Source organism: Arthrobacter castelli DSM 16402, from assembly GCF_000430705.1.
GTDB lineage: Bacteria > Actinomycetota > Actinomycetes > Actinomycetales > Micrococcaceae > Arthrobacter_C > Arthrobacter_C castelli.
Map to the genome: position 1 here is coordinate 100,256 of NZ_AUMN01000012.1, position 23,945 is coordinate 124,200.

A 23,945-nucleotide genomic window follows, 5' to 3' on the forward strand; every position below is an offset into this window, starting at 1 on the left:
GAGTCTTGACCATGTCCACATTCCGCATCATCTCTGAACCGGATCCAGCGAGAACCTGTCGTGAATCGCGTGGAACACGGCTGTGCTCCGACGACAAACGGGTCTGCACCGTCGTTGAAACAGTCAGCCTGGCGGGAGCGGCTGTCGACGCGCGGGACACCGAACCCCATCGAGATCGACGCATCGTCTCCGTCGAAGAAGTCCACCGAGGCTTTGCCTACTCCGACGAGGACATCACCGCCGCTTTGACCGTGCCACGGCCAGAGCTCATGGACACCGCCCTGGTCGATTCCGGGGTGTTCGAGGACACGACTGAACCGTTGTATCTCCAAGAGGGTTTCACCGACACTGTCCGCGACGTCGTCGACGGGCTGAGGGAATCGAGTCTGGTGCCGGGCCTGAATATGTCCGTGCTCGACAACGAGACCGACGAGCCGTACGCCATGCTCGAAGTCCGCGACGAGGGTCGGTTCCTTTACCTCTCCCGCGGATGCGAGATCCGCAAGCTCACTGACGACCGCGACGCGGCCGGCTGGGACGGGGTGCTGGCTATTGCCCGGCAACTGATCGATATCAGCAACGACCTGCACTGACCTGTAGAAACAGCCACACCACGCAAAGCGCCGGCCGCCTGTGAAAGGTGGCCGGCGCTTTGTGCTGCCATCAAGGAGCACAGACCCATAAACGAGCCCATTCTGCTGATCTGTCTGGCCGTTACTGTCATCGGGCTCTTCGTCATCGCGGCGGGTATCGGCCGGCGGCGGCGCTGGCGTGATCCCACCCGTCTGTTCAGTTGGCCCGACAAGCAGCACCTGATCCGGCAGGCAAGTGGTCGCTGTGAGCACAAGTACCCCCTGTGGTTCCGTTGCCCGGCACCGGGGACCGAAGCCGATCACATCATCCCCTGGTCCAGGGGAGGGGTCACTGAACTGTATAACGGCCAGCTGCTGTGCGCCCGGCACAATCAGCGTAAATCAGACACCGTCCCCGGTCCGATCCACCAATGGCGACTGGCACGTCGCAGAAAGAAGTATCCATCATGACCGAGACCAAAGACATCATCAACATAGATGAGGCCAAAGCCATGGTTGAACATCAGGCCTTCGCGATTCACCGGCTGCTGTGGGATTCCATCAAGTTGCAGCAGCAGGCAGTACATGATGTGCTGCGGGTCAAAGACCTCGCATACAAAATTGACAATGAAAACGTCCCACCCGGTTTGTTCTGGGCAGTCATCGGCGGCTTCGGCACGAGTCGATACACCCTCCAGGACGATCGCTGGATCGTCACTGAATACGACCGCAGACGCAAGCAGCACGGCCCGCGCCAGGTTGATATTCCCGCAGAATTCATCGGTGCATCCACCGGAACATGTCGTCGTCTGGCGCGGCGGATGATCACCGAGCACCAGCTGCACATGGCCACTGAAGCAAAACAAACCCCGCGACTCTCTTCCAGTCAAGAGACACAGATCCGGCAACTGCGCCAGCGGCTTGATCAGCTGCAAGCGGCCTAATCCGCGCCGAAGATCGCCGATATACCAGATGATCGAGCCCGACAAAAAAGTAAGGCCGGCGAAGAGTGCAGTACGCGCTCTTCGCCAGCCTTATTTTTTTATTTCAGGCTCACACTGTCGCGGCGACCGGCTCACCAACAAGTTCGTCATTGAAGTCTTCGGTGTTGATCGCCTCGGCCGCGCCGGGATTCAGTCGACGGCTGACGCTTCTGGACGCCGAGAATTTCAACACCGGATAATCCTCGACGTCGGACTTGCCGAAGCGGACCTTATGCCCCTTGTGCACCTGTCGATAGAAGCGGCCGAAACCGGTCAGGACCACAGCCTGATCGCCCGCCACCGTGTCGACGAGCTCGTCGAGGATCCCTTCATACACCGCGCTCACCATTGCCGCCGATAACCCGGTCCGCGCCGAAACACCGGAGACGAACTGTTGTTTCGTGACTCGTTCACCTTCAGTCGTCGCTATGCTCATCATTCACTCTCCTGTGCTGGCCACTCGTTGCATTTATAGTTCAGTCTATCTAAATTATATCCGGCATGAACAATCAATAATACAAAAAATGATCCTTCAATGAGCTATGACTAGAACTCCATACCGGTGTCCAGTGTCTTCCGATCATCCCGGTCGGCATAATCGACAGTCTCGTTGATGGTGCGCCTGGTCGTACGACTCTGCTCACGCTTTTCCTGTTCTTCGACCTGCTCGGCTGCTTTCAGCCTGGCCTGCAGCTTCTGCTGGCCGACTTCAGAGGCCGAGGAGGCCGCCGATGTCATCATTTCTTTCAAGGCGCTCACGTGCTTCGGGGCCTGTTGCTGCCTGGCTTGATCCCATTTCGCACGGTCTTCGGCGGTTATAAAGCCGAATCCGCGGGCCATCTGGTCGGCACCGGGTAAGCCTGTTTGTTTCTGCTGTTCACTCATGATTGCCTCCTGCGCTCATATATCGCTTCGTTCAGGGCTGATACTCCGGTTGTGGCTCTTGTTCTGACGCCGCCGGTTGCGGTCTGGCCCGCGGCGTCCCGGAGGCACCATAGAATCCGGACCTTTCACGGGTTTGCCAGGTTTGATAGGCGGCAGCCGGATCCATCGTGGCGTTGGCCATAAAATCATGCCAGTCTTCGCCATATTTCTGCCCCCACTGCCGGCTGAAATCCGGATACTTCTCGCGCATCGCCTCGATCGCGTCAACGTAGGCGTTCGAGTATGTCTGTTGCTGCTGCTCGTCCGTGAACCCGTCGGCGGTCATCGATGCCAGCATGGTCCGTGATTGGAACAGCCGGTCGGGAATCGCTCCGGGCAGGTCTTCACCGTCGAAATCCCGGGCCCGGGCGGAGTAACCGAGCATATAGCCGGCCAGGTCTTCGTTGAAGGCCTGCTCGTCGCCGTCGCTGATGGCCTGCGACATGGTCATCGTCATCGTCTCCGACATGGCCATCCGGTGGTGATCAGCACCCATGGATCCGCGCACCGTGAAAGCGCCGAGCACCTCGTCCTTGGTGTCAGGGTCTTTATAACGCGTGTGCTCGGTCTCATGGCCCAGATAATCCTCGAACTGGCCGTGCCAGACCTTCACCGTCGTGCCTGTGCCGTTCAAACGCTCATCACGGGGAGCGCACATGCGGTCGCGCCCGTGCGAGAGCCCCTCGGCTATCGTCTGCATGCGCGGATCTTCAGTGATCCGCTCACCTAGGACCACCCGTGAAGCCTCGGCCACCTCTTCACGGTTCAGGCCGTCGGCTTCAGCCTGCTGGTACAAGTGTTTGACCATGTTCTGGTAACTGTCGTTGATCTGCCCGGTGTCGGCGTCGGGTTCTCGCAGTTTCATAAATGCCTGCTCGGCCAGCGCCACCTCGGTCATCGCCGCCGAACGGGGCGTGTACATCTCACGGTGGCCACGCTGGCGAAACCGCATATCGTCGAAGCGTTTCTGCCACTTGTTACCAACTTTTTCCCGCGGATCGACCTGCCGCTTTTCGGTTTTACCCTCGGCGGACCGCTGCGCGTTCTGCCCGTCGATCCGCTCGTTTTTCCGGCCGGCCTCAAATTCAGCCCGGCCCATTTTCTTGTCCGCCTTGGCCTCGACCCGCTCCTGTATTGCTTCGCCGACCGACTTGGCATATTCGCCGACCGCCGACCTGAAGGTGGGCGAAAGCATGTACATGGTCGCCATCATGGACGCCGCACGCGTCACTGACGCCGCACTGACACCCTGCTGCAGCGGGCGCATGCACGAGGTCATCATCATCCGGGCATGGACGTCGTGCAGCGCACTGGTCTTCTGGTGCCGGTCATCGTCGTTGAACCCGGCGGCGAGAATGTTGGAGGCGCGCAGCGAATCCATGTACTGCGTGCCGGCGTCGGCAATGTTGGACCGCAGCAGTTTCAGCTCGTCGCGGTTGCTCAGATCATCACTGGCATTCATTTCTTCAACCCAATGTGCCCGGCCCTGCTGATACCGGTCCTTGCGGTCGCCGGCCCTGGTTGCGAAAAAGCCGCGCGCCTTCTCCCACTGCTGCTTCCAGCTATATCTTTGCCCTTGTTGTTGTTGTCGACCGGAACTGTGTTGACCGTGATCGTTCATGTTCGTCTCCTCCCATTCGGCATCGACCGGTTCTTCATGTGGATCGGGCTGCGCATACGAAGTGCCGCCGCTTGTACCGGTGTCATTGACCGGCAGATGCTTGCGTGCCCTGCTGTGATACGCCATGATCAACCTCCCATTTCATATTCGTCATCGGCCGTCGGTGTTGTAATGGCAATCGAGGGCGTATACGAAGGCGCACCCGCGGTGGCCGCCACTGGCTGTGATCGCGGACCGCCGGCTGCCACCGCCTGTTTCGAACGACGCCCTTCGCCGCGGGCGCGGGCACTGACGTGGTCGCCGGCTATCACGTCACGCTTGATCACGGCATCAGCAATGACCGGTTCGGCGGGTTCGAATCCGGGCTCAGCCAACCGGTCGAGCTGCGTGCGGGTTTCGGTGCGGGCGGCGGCCGTGGCGATGGAGGCGAACTGTTCATTCCTGTCACCGTCGAAGAGATTCTCGTGGTTATCGGCGGCAGTGAGCAGGTCGCTGAAATCGCCGCCGTAGGCCATGCGGTCCATCAGCGAACCCTGCAGCGAGACGTCTTCTTCGAGGTTGCGCACCCGGCCGGTCTTTGGGTCGGTCAGCGCCGCCGCGACCCGTTCGACGTATTCGGGGTTGACTGAGACGTTGAAGCCATCAGGGGCCTCATAGAAATCAATGAACTGGCCCGTCCATTCCTGTTCAGTGGCCGCCACCGGTTCGCCGTCTTCAAAGACCGGCTTCCAACTGCCGGGCCCGTCGTGCTCGAGCTTGCGCCCGCGCCACAAGTCCCGCCCGGGGCCCTGGAGCATGTCATACTTATGCCGCGCCTCACTGGCACTGTGCTTGGACTGCAGGATCGACTGCGTCACTGGATAAGTCACTTCCAGCACCGCCTTGAGATCCTTGTTGCCCAGCGCACGCACGGCCCGCTGACTGTATGAGCCGCCCAGGCCGGTGCCGTGGGCCTTGATCGCCGTGGCGAACATTGACGCTTCCTGGTCAGCCCGGGTCATCCCCGGCTGACCATCTTCACCCAGGTACCGGGCATAGTCATCGAGCTTTCGTTGGTTGCCCTTCGCTCCGGTGTCGACGCAGACCGCCTCCACGCTGTCCAGGTGCGCCTGTTGGTCGTCGAAGCGCAACGCTGATCCGAACTCATTGCGCTGGGCATCGCGGTAGAAATCGGACAGTTGCCCGGTAATGTCCTCGTATCGTGCCCTGGTCACGTCGTCGGGCTCCGAATCCGCACCCATAACAGCAAGGTTCGTCTCACCGCTGAGGCTGTCGAGTTCGTCGCGCAGTTCACTGCTCTTTGACAGAGCGGCCTGAGTGTCCAGTGAGATCTGCATGGCAAACGGGTGCGTGCCGGCCTCGCTCTTGACTCCGGTGTCCAGCAGATTCGCCGGCACCGAGAGCTTGTCCATTGCCTCGGTCTTGGCGGCTTCGTGGTGCAGTCTGACCACTGCCACAGCGTCACCGTCGAAGTCGCCGTCGAAGCATTGATCCATCACCGGGTTGATAGCCACGCCGGTCAGTCGCTCGTCCACGGCCACCCGCATATAACGCATTCCCGCATCCCGCAGCACCGGGTCGCGCCAGATGAGGGCGTGATCGTCTTCGGCCAAACCCAGCTGCCCGGCCATCACCGGCGACAGCGCCACTTGGTCGATGTCCAGCCGCGGATCAGCAGTCCATACGGCCGTGGCCGAGTCGGCCAGCTTCGATGACATCAGGCCGGTCTTGAAAATGTTCTTCTTCTGGCTGAAGACCCGGTTTTGAAGATCACCGGTGATCGACTCGAACTTGCGCTGGGCCTGGACGGCCGCCTTGCCCATCCCGTCGGTCAATTCTTCGCGCTTGTCCTGGCTCAATGATCCGCCATCGAGCTTCTTCTGCATCGACCGGTATTTGCAGGCCTGCATATGCACATCCAGGTACCGGTTCGTGTAGTCGTGGGTCACTGTCGTGCCGTCCTCGAACTCCTGGCCTGAGCGCAGGTGCGACGAGAGCACCGGCATTTTCCATGATGAGTCCGTCACCGGCTCAGTCTGCTCACCGGTGGGGTAGGTCAGCGGGAACGGGATCTCCAAATCGCCGCCTTTGTCACCGATCAGTTCGCCGAACGATCGGCGCATTGCCGTGGTGTGCAGACCCCCGTTGGAGGTATGCACCAGGTCGGGCATGGCGAAGAGCCGGCGCTCGGGCCGGTCGTCGATTCCCTCGTGGCTCAGTCCCGTATGGTCTTCGTCGCGGCCGACGACCCGCAGGGTTCCGTCGGCTTCCATGTCCACACCGACGGTGAGCATGAATTCACGCAGATTCGCTTCGGCCCCGCTGTTGTGGCCATAGAACTCGGCCATGATCGCCGGGCTGTCCTGGCTCTGCAGCGCCCAGGCCAGCTGCGAGGAGGCTTTCCGCCCCCGGCCGGCCGACACATCCTCGTCGTCATAGATTTTCGTCTTCTCGTCGACGGCCATATGGGTGACCATGAACCGCATCTGTCCCAGCGTGCCGGACTGAGCGGCATCGACCCCGGGTGCGTGCAAATCAGAAACCTCCCCGCCCAGCATCTCCCGTGCCGATCCCGCGTTGCGTCGCGAGATCAATGAGAACGGGCTCATCACCACGTCCATGTCCGGGTTGTCCCGGAACCAGGCGACCTCCTGCTCCAGATCCTGCCGGCGGGCTTGTTCCGGTTCCATGTCCCGGTCGACGACCAGGGAGACAACGCCCTTGTTGCCGTGCAGGTCCGAGAGCTTATCGCCGGCGACCAGGTCGCGCATTCCGCCGCCGGCACCGTGAATCCGGTTGCCCTCGGAGAATTCACGGCTGATCACGATCGGGTCGTCGGCGGTCCAGCCGCCGAACGTCATCATCGCCGTACCGGTGGGCGACGTCACCTTCGAGGACTGCATCAGCGTCGAAGCCGTCATCTGCTGACGGTCGAACGGATCGAACTGCATCGTCTCGAGCTCAGGACGTGTCATCAACGGCGCGCGGGCACCGGTGACGGTCTCAGGGTCGCCGGGACTGATCCTGCCGTCGGTCGAGACCTGCGCGTCAGTGGTCAGGTAGCGCACGATGCCCTGATTGGTCGCCGACCCGGTCATCACCGGGTCGAAATAGCCGGCCTGGGCGGCGATGCCGTTCTCGTCCACGCCGGTCAATACCGCCATATTCCGGCCGCCGGTGAGCCGCCACGCATCGAAATGGTTATCGTCGGCCGGATCAGCCTGGCCCGACTGGGCCCGATGTTCTGCGTAAACGGTTGAACCGGCCTTGATGTCGTTGGAGTAGCGCACCCGCCTGGCTTCGGTGGCCAGGGTCGATGCAATCCACGGGTCGAGCGCAAACCGGTTCGCGGCAGGCTCGTCGAAGTCGAAAGCGCCCTGTCCGTCATATTCGCGATGCTGCTCAATGAAGTCCACCGGGTGCTTAGTGCCGTACAACTTCGAATACACCCCGTTCAGCGAGGCACCTTCGCCGACCTCGCTGCGGCCCGAAACCAGGTCGGAGGCGACCTGATATTCGATCTGCTCAGTCATCATCTGTTCATAGCCGCGCAGCAGGGTGCGCTCTTCGACCGACCCGGTCTCACCCGGAACCTGGGCGGCGATTCGCGCCTCATAGCCGGGCACGATCAGGGCATTCTCGCCGCCGGCGAATTCAGTCACGATCTCACCGTGGTCACCGACGTCGAAAATCTGGCCGATTTCGCCGCTGACTGTCGAAGCCGAGCCGTCGCGGCGCATCTTCTGCCCGCGCCACTTGATCACGCTCTGGTCGTCAATACGCACGTCGGCCTCTTCAACGGCGTTGCGCTGAAGGCTGGAGACCACCGTCTGCCCGGCGCGGCGGATGAAGTCACTGTCATGTTCATTGACGGGAACGGATGCTGACTCGTTGAAGCGCACCAGTCGGTCCTTGAACCGCCCCGACTGGAATCCGGTGCCCATCATTTCGGACGGGGCGACGTTGATCCGGCGCAACGCCGATGCCAGATTGTCCAGGTTCGACCACTGTCCCGATGAGCTGGTCATATATTTGGCCACCCGCATCGGATCGAAACGCTGCTCGACCAGTTGTCCGTGTGCGTCAACCCGCGATTCGCACTCGATGGTGCCGATAACCTCGTCGAGGACTTCATCGGCGTGGGCCCTTACCTTCTCCGGTGAGCTGCCGCCGTAGATCAGGTTGCCAAAGTCCGGTTCAACACCGTCTTCGGCGGATAGTTCGCCGATCGCGCCGAGGCGCTGCTGGTACATCTCTTCAGTCGCACCCGGGCGCAACAGCTGCTCCCGGTTTCCGGCCAGCACGTCCCAGTAAGAGCGCTGGATCGCCGCAACTTCGGTGTCGGCCGAGAATTCAGGCTCAAGTGTTTCGGCACCGTCGAATTCAATATCGGGCCTCTGGCGTTCATAATCAGCGATCAGCCCTTCCACGTCGAGCGCGTTCGACAGGTTCGCCCGGGCGCTGTCCACTGCTCCGGCCAGATAGGCTTCGGCCGGTTCGGCGTCGACGAAGTATTCGGGCAGAGACCGGTCGGTGCCGTTGCGGCGGATGAAGACTTTTGAGCCATCGCGCGGTTGTTCGCCGGCGACCCGGTGATCAGCAATGGCGAACATCGAAATCTTGCCGACGTGATAGCTGTCCTCAATCTCGGACGGCTCCAGGGGCCCGTCGCGGCCGCGACGTGCCATTTCCGTGTGGGTGCTGCCCGTGGCACCGACGGCAACGCCGGGTTGATCCTTGCGCTGCAGCGGCCGGCCCTGACAGAAACGAAGCAGATCGACGGCCTCGGCGGGGCTCGGCGTATGTGTGGCGTACTTACCGCCGCCGATCTTGTGGTTGGTCGAATAGCGCATCACCATACCGTTGTCATAAATCCGGGCACCGGCATAGTCTTCGTGATCGCGGGTCTCGGTCAGGCGCACGTTCATACCGGTGCCGGAGACGCGGGCTTTGATCTGACCGGGGTTCTGATCCTTGAGCACCTCGTAGTCCAGACCCTGGCTCTGTAGTTCTTCGAGGATCGCCACAGACCGGCCCAACGCCGCCGGCGACATGAACCGGTTACGGTCGATCCGGCCGGTGCGCGGATCCCGGCCGCCGTCAATGACCCAGTTGCGCACCTGGTCATACTCTGCCGCGCTCATCTTGTCCATCAGTGCAGTCAGGCCCGAGGCGTCCTCGTCGCTCATCGCCCGGCCGGACTCAACGGCCTTGCCATCACCATCGAGCTTCCACACCATCATCGGACCGCATTCGGGCGAGGACAGCCGGCCGGTCTGCCCGCCGACGGCACGTTCGATCGTCTCGTCGGGCACATAGCTCAATGCCGTGCCTGCATTTTTGATGGTCGCCCGCTCGGACCAGTCGGGGTCATAGGGACTGATCGGCAAGGCGGGGGAGGGGGAGGGGCGTGACCCGAAGCCGACCCGGCTCATGAAGGCCGCCTGCAGCCGCTGATAGTTCTCATTCGTCGGGCTGTGACCACCGTCGGCGTTGGCAAAGACCGGCTGATAGCCGGGCACCGATTCACCGATCGCGGCATCGACCGCCGTCAGCAGGTGTGAAACCTGCAGGTCCGGATTGGCCATGGTCAAACCTGGTGAAGACGCATCGATGGTGGACAGATGCTCATCAACACGGGCCCGAATCTCTTTTGCCTGCGAGATCGGGATCACCATTCCGGTCTGACTCCTGGCCTGCGAGATCGCATCATAATAAAGACCTTCATAAAAATACTTGCGCAGACCGTTTCTCTTTTGCATGATTAATCGCCTCCGTTGGAGTGATCGGATACATAACTCTATATAGAGTATACCCGATTATTCGCAATGATGAGTCTAATAATCATCATTGGATCTCAAACATGAGTGCGAAGCCGCCGACGGCAACAGATTCTTCCCGGCAAAACCCGCCAACCGCCATTACCCAAGACCGGCGATCATCCACGATGACCTGCAAGAATGCCGGCGGTGCCCTGACGAAATCAGGGCACCGCCGGCATCTGTCATCGGACGAACCAGCCGACCTCAGGCGTTATGCATCTCAAGAGCCATTGCCCGGTCGAAGGCACCGCCGGCCAGCGGCTCCCAGCTCGGCTGCGCGGCCAGAAAAAGGTAGAAATCCGCGTGGATCTTCATCGTCCCCACAGCCTGCAGGTCATTGGCGGTGATCTCTTCGTCCGCATATATCCGTGAATTTTCATCCGCGGCCGAATCATTGAGCTTGCGTGCGGCATCGACATAAGCGGCAGTTCGCACCGGCGTGATATAGGTACGCGTCCCGTCGGCGCTGCGCAGTTCGTCGTCGCCGCCGACCGAGAAATGCTCCCGGTCCTGGTGCATGTCCCGCATCACCGACTTGTACGCCTCGGCAATCGGCCCGTCCAGATTCTTCACCTTCGCCGTGCCGTCGGGCTGGACCAGCATGTCCTGGCTGATCGTGGAGTCGGCATACACGAGCCGGGCCCGCTGTGCCGCCGTCGCCCCTCGTGTCTCGGCCTGAGCCTGGGCCTCGATATTCTCGACCACCTGGTCCTCATCGAAGATCATTGAGGCCCCGCCGTCGACATCCATTTCCGCCGGTGCGTGCGGGTCTCCGTTTTGTTCCGAGTTGACTTTCATCTGCACCAGCTCCATGACCTCGTCGGAATAGAGGTCCGGGTCCAGTCGGGCAATATCGACATCCTGGTATCCATAACTCTCCTGATACGTATGCTTCGCATCCGGTGCATGGATTGCCTGGCGCATGCGCTTATCAAGCATCTTGCTGAAATCGGGCTGATTCTTGCGCACATCGAAGTCCAGCGCCGACGACAGCGTCGGGATCGTCTGCAGCGAATACTCATGTCCGGGATGCTTAATAGTATTTTTGAGCAGCCGCCAGCTCATCGGCATCACCGTTTCATTGCGGTTCCACACCGGCGCATCGCCGGCGCGGAAGACGATCGAGTTGCGCGGCGGAATGAAGGCCATGTCGTTATAACTGATGACCGGCTCCTTCTCCGTGCTCATCGTGTATGAAACATGACCCTCGGCCGTGCCGCCAACGACCTTGTCCAGGTCCTGGCTGATCTGCTTGGAGTTGATGTGTGAAACATGAGTCGTACCCGACATCTTCTCCAGCGTCTCGATCATCGAATCGTCGGTCGACTTCAGATAGATGATATTCGAGACATTGCCCTGTACGATCCTATCCGTGTCTTCCCCGTAAACGTTCCTTAATTGTTGCAACGTCTGGAGAATGAGCGTGAATTGCTGTTCCTGACCCAAACCGACAGAAAGCATTGTTTCAAAATTCGCAATGCCATGTCCGTCCGACTGCAGGTTGCCCAGTTCATCAAGCATGAACCGTGTCTTATACAACGGCTTCTGGTTGGACTTGGTCATGTACGACTTGTCGAAGTTCAGGTCCACCAGCTGCTTGACCAGAATCAGTACGAGTTTGGCGTATTTCATCAGGTGCGGGGGAGTGACCAGAAATACCGCCTTGGGCGCTTCACTGTATCGGACCATCAATTGGGTGATGGCCCTGGCATCACCGGTGACTTTCTCCGGAACACCCGATTGGGACAGATCAAGGCGATCCTGCGGATACGTCGTATCTGCCGGCCTGTATGAAGTGATTGCACCATCGGCTTGGCCGTCAGCCTGATCATCAGCACGGACAGCCTTGAGTTCACGCAGCACCCCGTTTTTGACAATCTTCTGTCCCGTGACCGGCTCGATCACATAATGACGGCCGCCCAGCGAGACCTGGTAGTTCTTCTTGAAGTGGAAATAGAACGTGCGCATCAGCATCTTCGACTGCGGGTTCACCAGTTCGAGCTTAAGCCAGGCCTGCTCGCCGGGAAATTTGCCCTTGAAGTAATATCTGGCCCAGCCTTCGCGGGAGACGATGTCGGAATGATCGAAGTCTTCGCCGAGGGGCTCAGTGAACATCGAATCCCCGTAGGCCGACCATACGGCCTGCTGGCCGATCAGCCGGTTGCGCTTGAGGAAGTTGATTGAAAACCGCACGCCCAGCCGGCGCGGAAACGACAATCCGCCCAGATCCGTGTTCTGGCTTGGCTTGCCACTGGTCAACGTTGAAATGGTCGGGTCGGTGAAAAAGCTCATTGCAGTAATGGCGATGCCATAGACCGACGCCAACATTTTCTCCGCTGAAGCCATGGCCCGCAGGGCATTGTTCGCGTTGCCGATCAGCGTACGCATGGTGTTGGTCGGCAGCGCGTCGGTGGCATTGAAGTAGAGAGTGAGCATGTCCTGCTCAGGCTGGCCTTCCCACAAAAACGCCTGCTTCGCCGCGGCAGCCCTTTCGATCTCCAGCCCTTCCTGGTCATCGTCGAATTCACCGGCCTTGGCGCGCTTGTCCAGCTCGGCCTCGGGATTCTTCAGCTTCTTCGAGGTTAGCTGCACGAACAATTGATAGCAGTTGTAGAGGGTGACCTGGCCCCACATGTCATCGAGGTTGCCCTCGAGCGTCTCCAGGTCCATCCCGGTCCTCGCGGCCTGCTCGCGCAGCTCTCGCTCTTCTTCCAGATAAAAGTCGATCAGGCCGTATGCGGCACGCTTGAAAGCATTATTGGCCGCGTTGGGCCAGACCGGATCCTCACTGCCGTCGACCGGGAAGAAGACATCGGCGATGTTTTCCACATACAGCGCGCATTTGGTCGAATCGCCTTCGCGTGCCGCGTCGGCGGCCATGCCCAGGGGGTTGTAAATATCGGTCTTCATCGAGTTAATAAGATTGAACTGCACCGGCTCATACCCGCGAGTGACGAACGGAATGTAATTTTTCACCAGCAGTTCGCCCTTGGGGTCATTGATGACCATGTTCGACGGGTTGATCTCACGGCTCCACATGTCCAGCATGGGTTCGATGTAGCCCTGGCCTTTACCCGCGCGGGTGATGGCCAGCACCATCGTGTTCACCGGCGCGGTGTCGACGACGTAGGCACCGGCCGGACGCTGGACCTCATAATCGGGAAAATCCCAGTCATCGTTGATCAGGTCATTGACCCTTTTATACGTGCCGAGCCTGTCCCGGTCGCGACCATCGGCGTTATATGGAATGGCCGTGGTGTCGTATCTCTTGCGCAGGTCCTTGTCATCGGGCAGTTCCGACGCGGTAAACAGAGCCTCGCCGAATTCTTCGTCAATGATCGGTTTCCGGTCAGTGATCAGCTTGCCGTCTTCGTCGTCCAGGGCCTCGCCGGCGTAATAGAGAACATTGCCGTTGTCATCGAACGTGTCGGCCTCGGCGCGACGGGCGACATCGATCTTTTTCAGCCCTTTCTTCGCCAGCATCGCATGGCTGATCATTGACGAGGCCTGCACGCTCGAATGCGCGCCGGCGTCGGGAAACCAGTCGAACTTGCGCTGGATTTCTTCGGGCAGGGCAATATGCTGATCATTCTCGTGCTGGTTGATGTCGGCGGTGTCATTGGCCAGGTTGGCTTTCTTGACCCGCTTGCCCGACCATGCGCCCGTGATCGTGGCCACCAACAGCCCCAGGCCCAGGGACAGAAACAGCTTGAACCCGGAGACGGCACCCAGATACGGGCCCACTGTCATCGTCGACAGATCTGTCGGCGACGCCGCGACGGCATCAGAGGCAGGGCCAGCCTGTGCTTGTTGTTTCGCCGCGGTGTACCAGCCGGGCACCGGCACCGCCTCCGCTGTGGGATAGCAGTCGCTGGCGGGCAGGCCCTGGTCACTGAGCTGGCGGAAGCATGGGGCCACATCGCCGCCGGTGACCGTCTGCATCGTCTTGGCGTAGTACGGACCCACGTCGCCGCCACCGCTGCCGCCGCTAGCGCCGCTGCCGAAACCGTCGATGATCGAGCCCGCCGCGACCAGGGCCATCGCGATCAGTGAGTACAGCACCCAGGCGGCGACCGTGACGAATACGCCCGCGACAGCGGCCCCGACCCGGCCGGGCGTGGGCGAACGCAGTCGCTCGCGCTTGCTTCGATCCAGCTGCTGAGAACTGTGCACGTCCCGGTGTCCGAGTGTCTGTTCCGGGTCTCTGGCCGAGATCTTGTCCCAGCTGTCGGCCTTCGGTGCACGCGCCTTCCGTTTGCTACCGGCCATGAGTTACGCTCCTGTGTCTGTCTTGTATCTAAAAACGTCAACAGTGCGTGCCCCGCCTGCTATGACGACGACGCGCGCACTGTTGACCTCATGTTCTGTTCGACGTCTCTCGTCCATGTCGTAGTGACGATCAGAGAATCGCCCCGAGGATGAAGCCGGCACCGAGCATGACCAGCCCCAGGCAGACCAACAGCAGGCTCATCATCCAGTTCGACCGTGAATGAATCACATCTGACTGCTCCAGTGCTTCGGCCATCGAGCGCTTCTCGTCTGTGAGGTCATTGACCTGAGTCTCATATTGGGCCTTGAACGAGGTCCCCATATTCTCGAGCTGGGCCAGCAGATCATCGACACGCCTGGCCTGTGAGTCCGCCTTCTCTTTCTCCAGGTTGAGACTGTGTTGCCACGCCTCGTCACGTTCGGCCATCTGCTCGGCGGCACGGTGACGCACACGCTCGAGCTCATCATCCATGTGCTGTTGCCGCTGTGTCTGGTCCGCCTTCACGTCCTCCAGGGCCTGCTGGTGGGACGTCTTGAGAGCATTCACCTGGTCTGTGCGCGCCTGATCTTCGGCCAGCGTCTCGGCGCGGCTGATGTCGTCTTTTCGGTGGTCGTCGATCACGCGCTCGATTTGGGCCGTCCAGGAGTCCATGAGCTCGCGCTCGGCATCCAGGTTGGCTTTGTGCTGGTCTTCAAGCAGTTCCATAATGCGCGTCTGGCCGACCTGCATCTTCGAAGCCGCATCCTTGCGCCGCACCCGCAGAATCTCCTGTCGGGTGTGCGAATACGTGTTTTCGGCCAGCGCCTCGATCTCGGAGACGGCCTCGACCTGCTCACGCGCCACGCGCGCCTTGTTGCGCTCCTTATACTGCATCTCCGCCTGCGCCGCCGCCTGCTGGCCGACCGCCGCCGCCGTGGTGTTGAACTCCTCGAGAATTTCTTTATGCCGGGTGCGGACATCCTCGTCTTTTGTGGCCAGCCGCTGCTTATGATCGGCTTCGGCACGATCGTTGAGAGCCTTGTACCGGCTGCCTTCACGATCGGTGGCCACTTCACGGGTGACCTGCTCAACATGTAAGGCCATGAGTTTGATGTATTCGGTGCGCAGAGTCGACTCGCCCTGATCATGCAGCTGCTCCAATGAGGCGTTGGCCTGCCGGGTCAGCTGCCCGATCTGGTCACCGAGCCATTGGCTGGCACCGGCGGGCGTGGCAATCCGGACCACCGGTATGCCGATATTGAATACGGTGTTGAACTCGTCGAGCCGGATGTCGAGATCGAGGTCATCGCTGAGGAACCGGCGGGCGATCTGCTCACGGATCTGATCCTGGTCCGCCACCAGAACCTCATCGTCTAACTCTTCTTCGTCTTCATCCTCATCTTCATCATCGTCATACCCGTCGTCGTGAACGTACGGATCTTCATCAAATGGAACCTCTTCGGCTCCGGGGCCGTCATCGACCGATGGTTCATCGAACGCCGCCGCATCCACGCTGTCCGCGCCTGCCGCCTCCGCTGCAACCCCGGCATCTTCGTCGACAACATCCGAGAAGACCGGCTGAACTTCACCATCATCGGAATCAACTGCGCCGGTGTCGGTTTCAGGCTCGTCATCAAACAGTGGATCACCGTCGTCGACGGACTGATCCGCCCCGGCGGCGGCAATCGGTTCGGTCTGCCGCTGTCCATCGCCTGCTGGACCCGCCTGCCCCGCCTCGCCGCTGTGTTCGGCCCAGGCTGCATCCCCGACAGCAGTCTTAAGATCCTCAGTGCCGGCACAAACCCGCAGAGCCTGGGCGAAATCCGCGGCGGCGACGATGGTGTAATCCAGTTGCCGGCTGCCATCTTGCCAGAGCACGGCCCAGGAGTATTCAGCTTCAGTCAGCAGGCGATATTCCTCCATCCGCGACAGCGTGTCCTCAGTGGGGATGATGCCGAAGGTCTCGCCCGCCAGCATGTCAGTGGTGGCCACGGTCTGAATCTGATCGGATTCGATCAGCCCGATAATGGAGCCTTTGGCCTCATCGCGGTTATGACGCTTGCTCAATCCGCCGATCGCGTCGGCTTCAAGCGTCAGGATCACCCAGCCCGTTCCGCCGGGGAAGATGAACGGCTCGTTGGTGCGCAGCAATTCGACTGCCGCGGCAGTGGCGGTTTCACGGACCACGGACGCCAGCAGCTCATCCGGCTTCTTCTTTCGTTCCTTCTTTTGGCTGTCTTTCGTGGCTGGCAGAATGCTCATGTCTGTGGATCCCTTCGATCAATACCGCCATTAGTCTCATATACGAGAATACTATTAATGAATGCAAGTCTGCAACGTTTCTAAATTATCAGTACTGGATCATTGAAACGATCATATATGATCAAAACACCCGCTTATCTCATTGCGCTGACGACCACGTGGGCGTCCGAGGTCAGCAGGGACTTATGGTCGCTGACCAGCTCTCCTTCGACGTCGATGCGAATCCGGCGCTCGACTGGATGCTCGTTGACGAACAGTGCCACGGCTGTGGTCACTTCATCGGTCATTTTCGCCACCGCCGCACGGGCACCGCCGGCATCGGAGTCGCTGTCGGACCTGTCGTCGATGAGGTACTGCAGGACCCTCTCGTCGATCGTCACGGCCACGTTGTGCTTGACCAGCACCTCCTGGACCAACCCGCGCAGCTTGGTCTTGATGATCTTCTGCTGCGTGGGCAGCGACAACGGCTGGAACGGCACGATTGAATCAATACGTCCCAGCAGTTCCGGCGGAAACCGGTTGTCGCCGGAGGTCGAGGAGATCGACCGGCGGATGAGCTTCTCATAGTGCAACAGCTGCTTGCCCGAACCGGTGTCGTCGGGTTCGTATTGGGCGATGGTCGAGAAGATCTCGGAGCCGGCGTTGGTCGTCAACACAATGTAGGTGTTGAGGAAAGAGACCTCGCGGTTGTTGTCGTCGGAGAGCCGACCGTCGTCGAGGACCTGGAGCAGCACCCTGGTGACCATCGAATGTGCTTTCTCCACCTCGTCGAACAGCAGTACGGCATGGGATAAGTCCCACACCCGCTTGGTCAGCTCCGAGCGGAACGCCGCCAGCGAGTCTTCAGTTGCATATTCAGTCATGTCCATGCGGATCAAATGCCGCTGGTCGTCGCCGAACAAGAGCTTCGCCAGCTGCTTGGCGGTCTCCGATTTGCCCACACCGGTCGATCCGGCGAACAGCAGGCTTGCCTGCGGCCGCGTCTTGTCGTTGAGGTCGGCCACGCACAGCTGCAGGCGGCGGGCCAGCACGCTGGTGGCCAGATCCTGGCTGAGCACCTTCGAGTCCAGCTGCCGCTTGATCTTGGTGCCGTCGACACGGAAGGCGACGTTGACGTTCAGCGACTCCATGAGCACGTCCGCGAGCAGGTCCTTGTCGATGGCGCGTTTGGTGTGCCGGTGCCAGCCGACCATCGAGTCGAGTACCAGGATCGACTTGCGCGGCTGTGCGTTGGCCGGCATATACCGCTGTGTGTACTCGTAGATCAACCGGAAGATGTGATCGTCGAGGAACTGGTCGGCGACGTCGTAACGCTGTGCCATGCCTTCCAGGATCTGCACCGTCGTTTCTTCGTCCGGCGGTGAGAGGTTGATCCGCTGCAGACGCTCCACCAACGGCTGGTTCGCTGAAATGTGCAGATGGAACTCGTCGTAGGTCGTCGCGGCAATGACGCGGATACCGCGGGCACCGGAGGCGGCCAGCACCGGCTTGATCGCCTCGACCGCGGCGTCGGAGAGCTGGATGATCTGGTGGAACTCATCGATGAACAGCACCAGTTCCAGGCCCTCGTCCGCGACGAAACGCTCGGCCTCGTCGAAGAAGCCTTTGAGCATCGCGGCCATGTTTTCGGCGTTGCCCGCCTCGGAGATCATCCTGGCCGGATCGACCTCGAGATACAGTCTCTTCGGGTCCGAGGCCATCGTGGCCTGGACAACACTGGTTTTGCCCGAGCCCGCGGGGGCCAGCATCAATGCGTTGCATAGTTCGGGGCGGTTCATCGAGGCCAGCAGCTGCGTCTTCTCGTGCTCGCGGCCGACGATGGCCCGTTCCGCCATTTTCATCGGCTGCGACAGCCGCCCCAACAGCTCATAAGACTCGTTGAGCCGCACATCAGCGAACATGCAGGCACACCCTTTCGACATGTATCAAATAGATTGAAAGATCAGTCAAACTCTATCATGTAAATGATCTATCAAAGACAAAGAAATATCGTCCGACAAACCATTGGGGAAGGGTCTGTCAACATGGCGTCGACGACCTACGTGGGCCGCCGTGACGGCAGATCATCCGAATTCGGGCTCATCGTCAGCGGCCGGCTGTTCGTCAAAGACGGGCGCGGTGGACCTGGCAGAGGGCTTCGGTTCAGTGGCCCGTGCAGTGAGCCCCGGCGGCGGCACAGTGTGGTCCGTGTCCGCAGGGCTGCCCTGTGTGCGGGTGACCGGGTTGAACGGCCAACCCGGCTCACCCGGGCCCGGCACCAACAGAGGCAATCTATTCGGCCGTGCCCGCGCCGCCGCGGGTGGAGCCTGTGCATGCGGAGTTTCCGCCGGCGGGCCCGCATCCATCCCGGCCGGCTCTTTCGCGCCGAACTGATCGGCTTCGTCGAGCAGGCTGTGGCCGGCTGAAAGAACAGCGCCGACGCCAGCGCCGGTCACCGGCCCGACCCGCGGGATCGGCCGGCCGATTCGAGCGCTTTGCCGGGCACCTTTGATCGCCTCCCTGCCGATCCGGCCCAGCGCCGAGACTTCGCCCGCCGTGGGGGCGCGCAGCTTTTTTCTCGCCCGTGACGGATCCGCTGCCGGCTCAGCCCCGGACTGCCGCTGGCGCGATGACGAATTCAGCTGTGCCTCACGTGAAGAGCCATTTTTCATGATCGCTGTCCTTTCCTTTACACACCACAGGCCCCCGACGAGCAGGAGCTCATCGGGGGCCTGTGGTGTGTATTCTCGCCGCTGTGACGCCTCAGCCGAGCTGCGGCTCTTCCGACTCGGCGACCCGCTCGGTCTCAGCTTCAACGCCGGCAGTCTGCTCAGCGGCGGGTTCTGCCGTCGCCTGCTGCTCGGTCGCCCTGGCATCACGGGCTTCGCGCATGGATGAGAACTGGCCATCCATGGTCTGACTATCAATGTCGAAGTCGGACCCGCCCAGTGACTCGGAGTTGAGCACCAGACCGTTACCCTTGGCCGAGGGCATCACGTTGGCTTTGACCCCGTAGAGCTGTCCGATCTTTTCGCCATCGGCGTTGGCGATCGGCTCCACATTCGGGCCGGCCGCCTCGGCGATCTTGTCGAATTGGCCCGCCGAATAGGGGGCACCGTTGTTGTAGCGCGTCTGGCCGTCGTCACCGACAGTGCGGTTGGACGTCAGATGCAGGTTCGTCTCGCTCTTGCCCCGCTCGTCACGATGATCGACCTGGACGTCCAAGAAGCGCGTCTTGCCATCTTTGGTCACATTGTTGTCGAACGTCTTGGCCACGAGATTGACCCCGGTGAAAGCGCCTTTTCCTTTGAGCTGTGCCATGATCTTTACTCCTTTATTTGTTCCGACTCACACATGAGTCGGTCTCGATCAACGACCATCGCCCGATCATTAGCAACCTATCCGGCGAATACTGTAGAGACTAATACAGTATAAATGCGGATGCAACCAGTCGATGATCTACTGAATGATCTATGACCGATAATTATGTCCCCATCGACATGTCGCCCGGCTGCCCGCCTCGGTCGGATCCGGCCGTGTCGGCATCGGGATACTGCGACAGATCAGGGGCCTCGAGTGCGGCCTGATCCACCTGTTGGCGGACGGACACGGCCAGACCGGCATCCAATGATGAGGCAGCTTGTCTGTCCACCTTCTCTTCGGCGCTACGCGCCGCACGCAGTTCTGCGAACCGGCTGGGCAGCACGCTGCGCCCGTGTGCATCGGCATTGTCATCCAAGACGGCCGTCAGCTTCGTCATCGCCGCGACATCGTCGACGGGCAGGTCGACGATGGCCTCACTCTGGTGCGAGTCGTCGAGATAGGCCATGGCACCGAGCAGTAACTCGTGGCGCTGGTTCGCTTCGGCCACAAAGGCCTGCCGGCTGGACGGGCCCACGGTGACATCGTTGAAGAAGTCGTAGCCAAGGTGGTGCAGGTCCAGGGCCTTGACTTCGTTGAAGTCGTAGGCGGCACCTTTTTCGATGACCAGATCCTGGAGGCCATCATCAGCGACGGAATCCGTATCTGCACCCGGATCGGTGCCTGTGCCGGTCGCTGCTGCAGGCCCGGCAGTATCGACAGCCGCCGCTGAGGCTTGTGCCGGCCTCAATATCAGCCCGGTGGCGGCCAGATCCGTACGCAGCTGCTCAAGCCGCTCGTCATATCCCGAGCGCATTGTCGAAATCCGGTGGTCCAGCACGCTGCGGCCGGCATCGCCTTCGGTGAGCAACCGGCCGCCGGGCTGGTCATAGATCTCGCGGCCCAAACGTTCGGCCTCATCGGGGTCTTTCATCCGCTGCAGCGAACCGTCGTGGCGCAGGCTCTTCAGTGCCAGCAGCCGCTGGCCGTAGTCGGCGACTTCCTGGTGCTGCTCGTACCAGGGGCCGGCCTCGCCCATGAATGGCAGAAAATGCTGGTATTTGGCCATCAGTCGAAGCTGATACTGCTGTTCGTGCCAGTAGAAGTCGTAGAGCGGCCTCGAATCGTCATCGGCGACACCGGCATCATCGGCCCTCTCCCATTGCCGTGTCAGATCGCGATACACACCGGACTTGCGCTTGTGGTGATCCAGGCGCGAGGCGTAATTACGCAGGCGAAAACCGAATGAGACCATATCGGCCGACTCGCCCTGGTCGTCGAGGCCGGCATCGTGGCGATCGGCGGCCAGCGTGGCCATCTGCTCATAATCCATGCCCATTACGTCAAGCATCGGTGTGCGGATCGTCAGTTCATCTTCGGGCAGCGCGGCCACCATCCGGTAGACGCCGTTGATTCCGCGCTCGACAATCCGGCCGCGGCCGGTGTCAACGAGGCTCTGCCACTGTTCGGTGCTCAGGTCTTCGGCCTCGCGGCGCTGGTTGGCATAGTCGACGATTTTTTCCATGGCCGCCGGCATGGGTGAGTCGCTGCGCTCGAGCTGTTCGGTGACCAGTTCGGTGGCCAGCTCATTGGCTTTGCGCATCCGGTGGTCATTGGTCCCGGCTCGCCACAGGCTCCGATCCTCGGGCAGGCACGCGAGCATGAACTGCGGCAGTGACTCGTCACGCATTTTCTCGTGCGCCCACCGTTTGATGAAGGTGGTGACGTTGCGTCGTTCGTACCCGACGGCGCTGGATAAGTGGGCCACCGTCTGTTTCTCATCCAGCCAGGCATCGACCCCGCGGCGCAGCCGCGACTTGTGCCGGTCGGTCAGCTTGCCGCGCTGGGTGCCGTCTTTGGCCAGCTGACCTTCTCCGGCGTCGACGGCGGCGATATGTGCGTGAAGGTGTTCGGTGTCGACCTGGATGGTGGCGGTATAGCGCAGGTCGTCGAACCCGCCACTGCCGGCGGCCATCCGATCCATACCGCGCATCACCGCCATACGCAGCTTCATCTGATCAACATGGCCGCGATAGTCACCGGGCTGGCTGCAGTGGAAATCCCGGTCGATGATCCTGTGGCGCTTCAAATAATCCTCGTCGAACGACAGCACCGTCTTCATCACCGTCTTACCGACGTCGAACAAGTGCTGCATGTCGGCCGAGGCCGCTTTCAGCTGCTCATCGGACAGTGAGACCGAACCATAGCCGAACGCCAGCCCGCCCTCGCCCTGGGCCTGGCGCATCTCGCGCTTGGCACTGTTGGCAGTGCTTGGCGCGCGCTCGACCGCGTCCGTGCGGGCCATGTAGCGCAGGATGAAGTTGTCCGTCCGCAGGCGCTGGATCGGGGCCAGAGATTCCACGGCCTGATCACGGGCCATGTACTGCTGAATATAGTTGCCCGGCGTGCCGCCGCGGGAACCGCCGCCGCCAGGGGTCGGCACCGAGTATTCGTTGACCAGCACGATGTCTTGTTTGAGCCCCACGACGGCCCTTCCTCTTTCGACAGCAGCCACGGACAATAGATCACGCCTGGGCGGCCTGACCTACAGGTGATGATCGGCTTCGGTCTCGTCCTCGTTCTCGAGTTCGGCCGCACGTTCGGCCACCCGACGCTTGGTCTCCTCTAATTCGGCCGCGCGCCGGATATCCTCCGGCTGCTGAGTCTTTGGCCGACGATCGGGTGCCATGACCGGCCCGGCTGTCTCGTCATCGGCCAGGTCCAGATCGTTCTGCTGGTCCGCCGGATCCTGGTTTACATCCGAAGCAGGCATCTGCTGGCCAACAGCCTGTTCATCGGTCTCAATCAGTGAACCGGCCACCAGCCGCTGATATAGGTTCTCCACTGTGCCTGCGGTGCGCTCACGCTCAGCGCGTCTGCTCTCGTCTTCGGCCTCCAGTTCGGATTCGACCTCGAGCAGTCGGGCCTTGACCTCGTCATGACCGGCCGGAACCGGTGCACCCTCCGCCGGCGAATCCGCCGCTGCCGGCGAACGAACCTCATCGAATGTCTCCTCGGCGAACAACGGCCGGATCTCATCGGAGCGGGAGCGCAGAATGCGATCATCGACGTGCCCGCCGAACTCTGCAGTGTGGTCCTTGGAGTAGTCGGCGAAGTATTCGACCGGATCGTAGCCACAGGATTCGAGATCGATCACCAGATCGGCCGCGTCATGGACATTGACGAACACGACCGGTACATCCGCGACACCGTCTTCGCGCTGTTGGTCCTGTGGTGCCAGCACCAGGGTGTCCATGGTGGTCGATAATTCCCACTCGATACCGGTGATCTGCTCCGGCACGGCGAAGTCGCTGGAAAAATAGCCTTTGTGGGCCAGCTGCCCCAGCTGCAGATCGTCAAACTCGTAGAAAGCGTCGATTCGGTCGCCGCCGCCGGTGGGAAAATCAACCTCCCGAACCCCGTAGGGCAGTGTTTCAACCGGTCGGATCGAACTGAGCTCACCCGATAAGTGCAGATACGGCCGGTAGTTGGTCTCGGGACCGTGATGGGCCAAAGACAATGAGTCCACCAGCACCGAGATCCCTGCCTCGTCCTGTTCCGTGCGGGCGGTTTCAACGCCTTGTTCGGCCAGTACCCGGTGGGCCCACACATTGTTCATGGTCAGTCCTGCGATTTTCATGCTTTACTCCCCTGCGTGGTCAGTTTCTTCTTTTTGGTGGCCTGACCGAATGGGGCAGTGCCAACGGTTCTCATGTTGGTCCGGCTCTGTCGTATCAGTGCCTCGACATCGAAGTCGCCGAGGCGAACGCGCTTCATCTTTTCGATCCGGCCGCCGGCCCGCCACAGCCATCGCATCAGGGCAATTTCGGCAACAGTGATCATCACCACGACAAAAACAAAAGGCACGATCCACAGGGCAATCGTGCCGCCGATGGTGATCGATCCTGATGCCGCCCCGGACGCCTCATGGCTCCAGGCCCCGAGCGTGGGAATGATCAAGAACGCGGTCACGACCACCAACAGGTAATCAACAATCAAAGTGGTCAGCCGGATCAATCCACCCCGGACCGCCACCGGTAAACCGGTCTTGAGACTGCCCAACATCAACTTCCAGCGCCCTGGCGGCGTTGACGTCTTCTCGGCTCTATTCGTACGTGTCATGGTCGCCTGGCCTTCTTTCCAATGTTCTCTTTGACGGCATCATCCGGGATT

The 23,945-nt window shown here is 60.8% G+C and carries 15 protein-coding genes; 3 read left to right on the forward strand and 12 right to left on the reverse strand.

What is annotated here, in order from left to right; translation table 11 throughout:
- The first annotated feature begins 11 nt into the window (after positions 1 to 11).
- The 3 genes from H535_RS0114105 (at position 12) to H535_RS0114110 (ending at position 1,516) form a co-directional block, all read left to right on the forward strand.
- Positions 12 to 593: a hypothetical protein gene (locus H535_RS0114105; RefSeq protein ID WP_026820056.1), complete on the forward strand. Its 582-nt coding sequence runs from the start codon at positions 12 to 14 to the stop codon at positions 591 to 593.
- A 261-nt stretch (positions 594 to 854) separates the two neighbouring features.
- Positions 855 to 1,043 carry an HNH endonuclease gene (locus H535_RS30390; RefSeq protein WP_425387279.1) on the forward strand — a complete coding sequence of 63 codons (189 nt, stop codon included), beginning with the start codon at positions 855 to 857 and terminating at the stop codon, positions 1,041 to 1,043.
- Positions 1,040 to 1,516: a hypothetical protein gene (locus H535_RS0114110; protein WP_026820057.1), complete on the forward strand. Its 477-nt coding sequence runs from the start codon at positions 1,040 to 1,042 to the stop codon at positions 1,514 to 1,516. Before H535_RS30390 ends, H535_RS0114110 begins: the two co-directional genes overlap by 4 nt.
- Before the next feature lie 109 nt (positions 1,517 to 1,625).
- On the opposite strand, the gene H535_RS25595 is transcribed toward H535_RS0114110, so the two are convergent.
- The 12 genes from H535_RS25595 to H535_RS0114175 form a co-directional block, all read right to left on the reverse strand.
- Positions 1,626 to 1,994, reverse strand: a complete 369-nt coding sequence (locus H535_RS25595; protein ID WP_081416702.1) for an HU family DNA-binding protein — start codon at positions 1,992 to 1,994, stop codon at positions 1,626 to 1,628.
- 107 nt (positions 1,995 to 2,101) lie between these two features.
- Entirely contained in the window at positions 2,102 to 2,440 is a 339-nt protein-coding gene (locus tag H535_RS0114120) for a hypothetical protein (protein WP_026820058.1), read from the reverse strand.
- 31 nt (positions 2,441 to 2,471) lie between these two features.
- Positions 2,472 to 4,226: a hypothetical protein gene (locus H535_RS0114125; protein WP_035769668.1), complete on the reverse strand. Its 1,755-nt coding sequence runs from the start codon at positions 4,224 to 4,226 to the stop codon at positions 2,472 to 2,474.
- 2 nt (positions 4,227 to 4,228) lie between these two features.
- On the reverse strand, positions 4,229 to 9,778 hold the full coding sequence (locus tag H535_RS0114130; protein ID WP_211236597.1) for a hypothetical protein: 5,550 nt from the start codon (positions 9,776 to 9,778) through the stop codon (positions 4,229 to 4,231).
- A gap of 348 nt (positions 9,779 to 10,126) precedes the next feature.
- Positions 10,127 to 14,191, reverse strand: a complete 4,065-nt coding sequence (locus H535_RS0114135; protein ID WP_026820061.1) for a type IV secretory system conjugative DNA transfer family protein — start codon at positions 14,189 to 14,191, stop codon at positions 10,127 to 10,129.
- Positions 14,192 to 14,321: 130 nt separating this feature from the next.
- Positions 14,322 to 16,433 carry a coiled-coil domain-containing protein gene (locus tag H535_RS0114140; protein ID WP_026820062.1) on the reverse strand — a complete coding sequence of 704 codons (2,112 nt, stop codon included), beginning with the start codon at positions 16,431 to 16,433 and terminating at the stop codon, positions 14,322 to 14,324.
- A gap of 134 nt (positions 16,434 to 16,567) precedes the next feature.
- Positions 16,568 to 18,334, reverse strand: coding sequence for an AAA family ATPase (locus H535_RS0114145; protein ID WP_026820063.1), 1,767 nt, complete (start codon positions 18,332 to 18,334; stop codon positions 16,568 to 16,570).
- A gap of 162 nt (positions 18,335 to 18,496) precedes the next feature.
- Positions 18,497 to 19,084 carry a hypothetical protein gene (locus H535_RS27860; RefSeq protein ID WP_051299319.1) on the reverse strand — a complete coding sequence of 196 codons (588 nt, stop codon included), beginning with the start codon at positions 19,082 to 19,084 and terminating at the stop codon, positions 18,497 to 18,499.
- A gap of 91 nt (positions 19,085 to 19,175) precedes the next feature.
- Complete coding sequence (locus tag H535_RS0114160; RefSeq protein WP_026820065.1) at positions 19,176 to 19,733, reverse strand: hypothetical protein; 558 nt, start codon at positions 19,731 to 19,733, stop codon at positions 19,176 to 19,178.
- 163 nt (positions 19,734 to 19,896) lie between these two features.
- Complete coding sequence (gene mobL, locus H535_RS25600; protein ID WP_051299320.1) at positions 19,897 to 22,257, reverse strand: relaxase MobL; 2,361 nt, start codon at positions 22,255 to 22,257, stop codon at positions 19,897 to 19,899.
- A gap of 60 nt (positions 22,258 to 22,317) precedes the next feature.
- A complete protein-coding gene (locus H535_RS0114170) occupies positions 22,318 to 23,412 on the reverse strand; it encodes a hypothetical protein (RefSeq protein WP_026820066.1) in 1,095 nt (364 codons plus the stop codon).
- Complete coding sequence (locus H535_RS0114175; RefSeq protein WP_155838697.1) at positions 23,409 to 23,789, reverse strand: hypothetical protein; 381 nt, start codon at positions 23,787 to 23,789, stop codon at positions 23,409 to 23,411. The genes H535_RS0114170 and H535_RS0114175 overlap by 4 nt, the downstream gene beginning before the upstream one ends.
- Positions 23,790 to 23,945 lie beyond the last annotated feature (156 nt).

Bases quoted from the DNA above. Each gene is read 5' to 3' on its own strand.
- H535_RS0114105 (WP_026820056.1), top strand. From the start codon at position 12: ATGTCCACATTCCGCATCATCTCTGAACCGGATCCAGCGAGAACCTGT.
- H535_RS0114110 (WP_026820057.1), top strand. From the start codon at position 1,040: ATGACCGAGACCAAAGACATCATCAACATAGATGAGGCCAAAGCCATG.
- H535_RS25595 (WP_081416702.1), bottom strand. From the start codon at position 1,994: ATGATGAGCATAGCGACGACTGAAGGTGAACGAGTCACGAAACAACAG.
- H535_RS0114120 (WP_026820058.1), bottom strand. From the start codon at position 2,440: ATGAGTGAACAGCAGAAACAAACAGGCTTACCCGGTGCCGACCAGATG.
- H535_RS0114125 (WP_035769668.1), bottom strand. From the start codon at position 4,226: ATGGCGTATCACAGCAGGGCACGCAAGCATCTGCCGGTCAATGACACC.
- H535_RS0114130 (WP_211236597.1), bottom strand. From the start codon at position 9,778: ATGGTGATCCCGATCTCGCAGGCAAAAGAGATTCGGGCCCGTGTTGAT.
- H535_RS0114135 (WP_026820061.1), bottom strand. From the start codon at position 14,191: ATGGCCGGTAGCAAACGGAAGGCGCGTGCACCGAAGGCCGACAGCTGG.
- H535_RS0114140 (WP_026820062.1), bottom strand. From the start codon at position 16,433: ATGAGCATTCTGCCAGCCACGAAAGACAGCCAAAAGAAGGAACGAAAG.
- H535_RS0114145 (WP_026820063.1), bottom strand. From the start codon at position 18,334: ATGTTCGCTGATGTGCGGCTCAACGAGTCTTATGAGCTGTTGGGGCGG.
- H535_RS27860 (WP_051299319.1), bottom strand. From the start codon at position 19,084: ATGAAAAATGGCTCTTCACGTGAGGCACAGCTGAATTCGTCATCGCGC.
- H535_RS0114160 (WP_026820065.1), bottom strand. From the start codon at position 19,733: ATGGCACAGCTCAAAGGAAAAGGCGCTTTCACCGGGGTCAATCTCGTG.
- H535_RS0114170 (WP_026820066.1), bottom strand. From the start codon at position 23,412: ATGAAAATCGCAGGACTGACCATGAACAATGTGTGGGCCCACCGGGTA.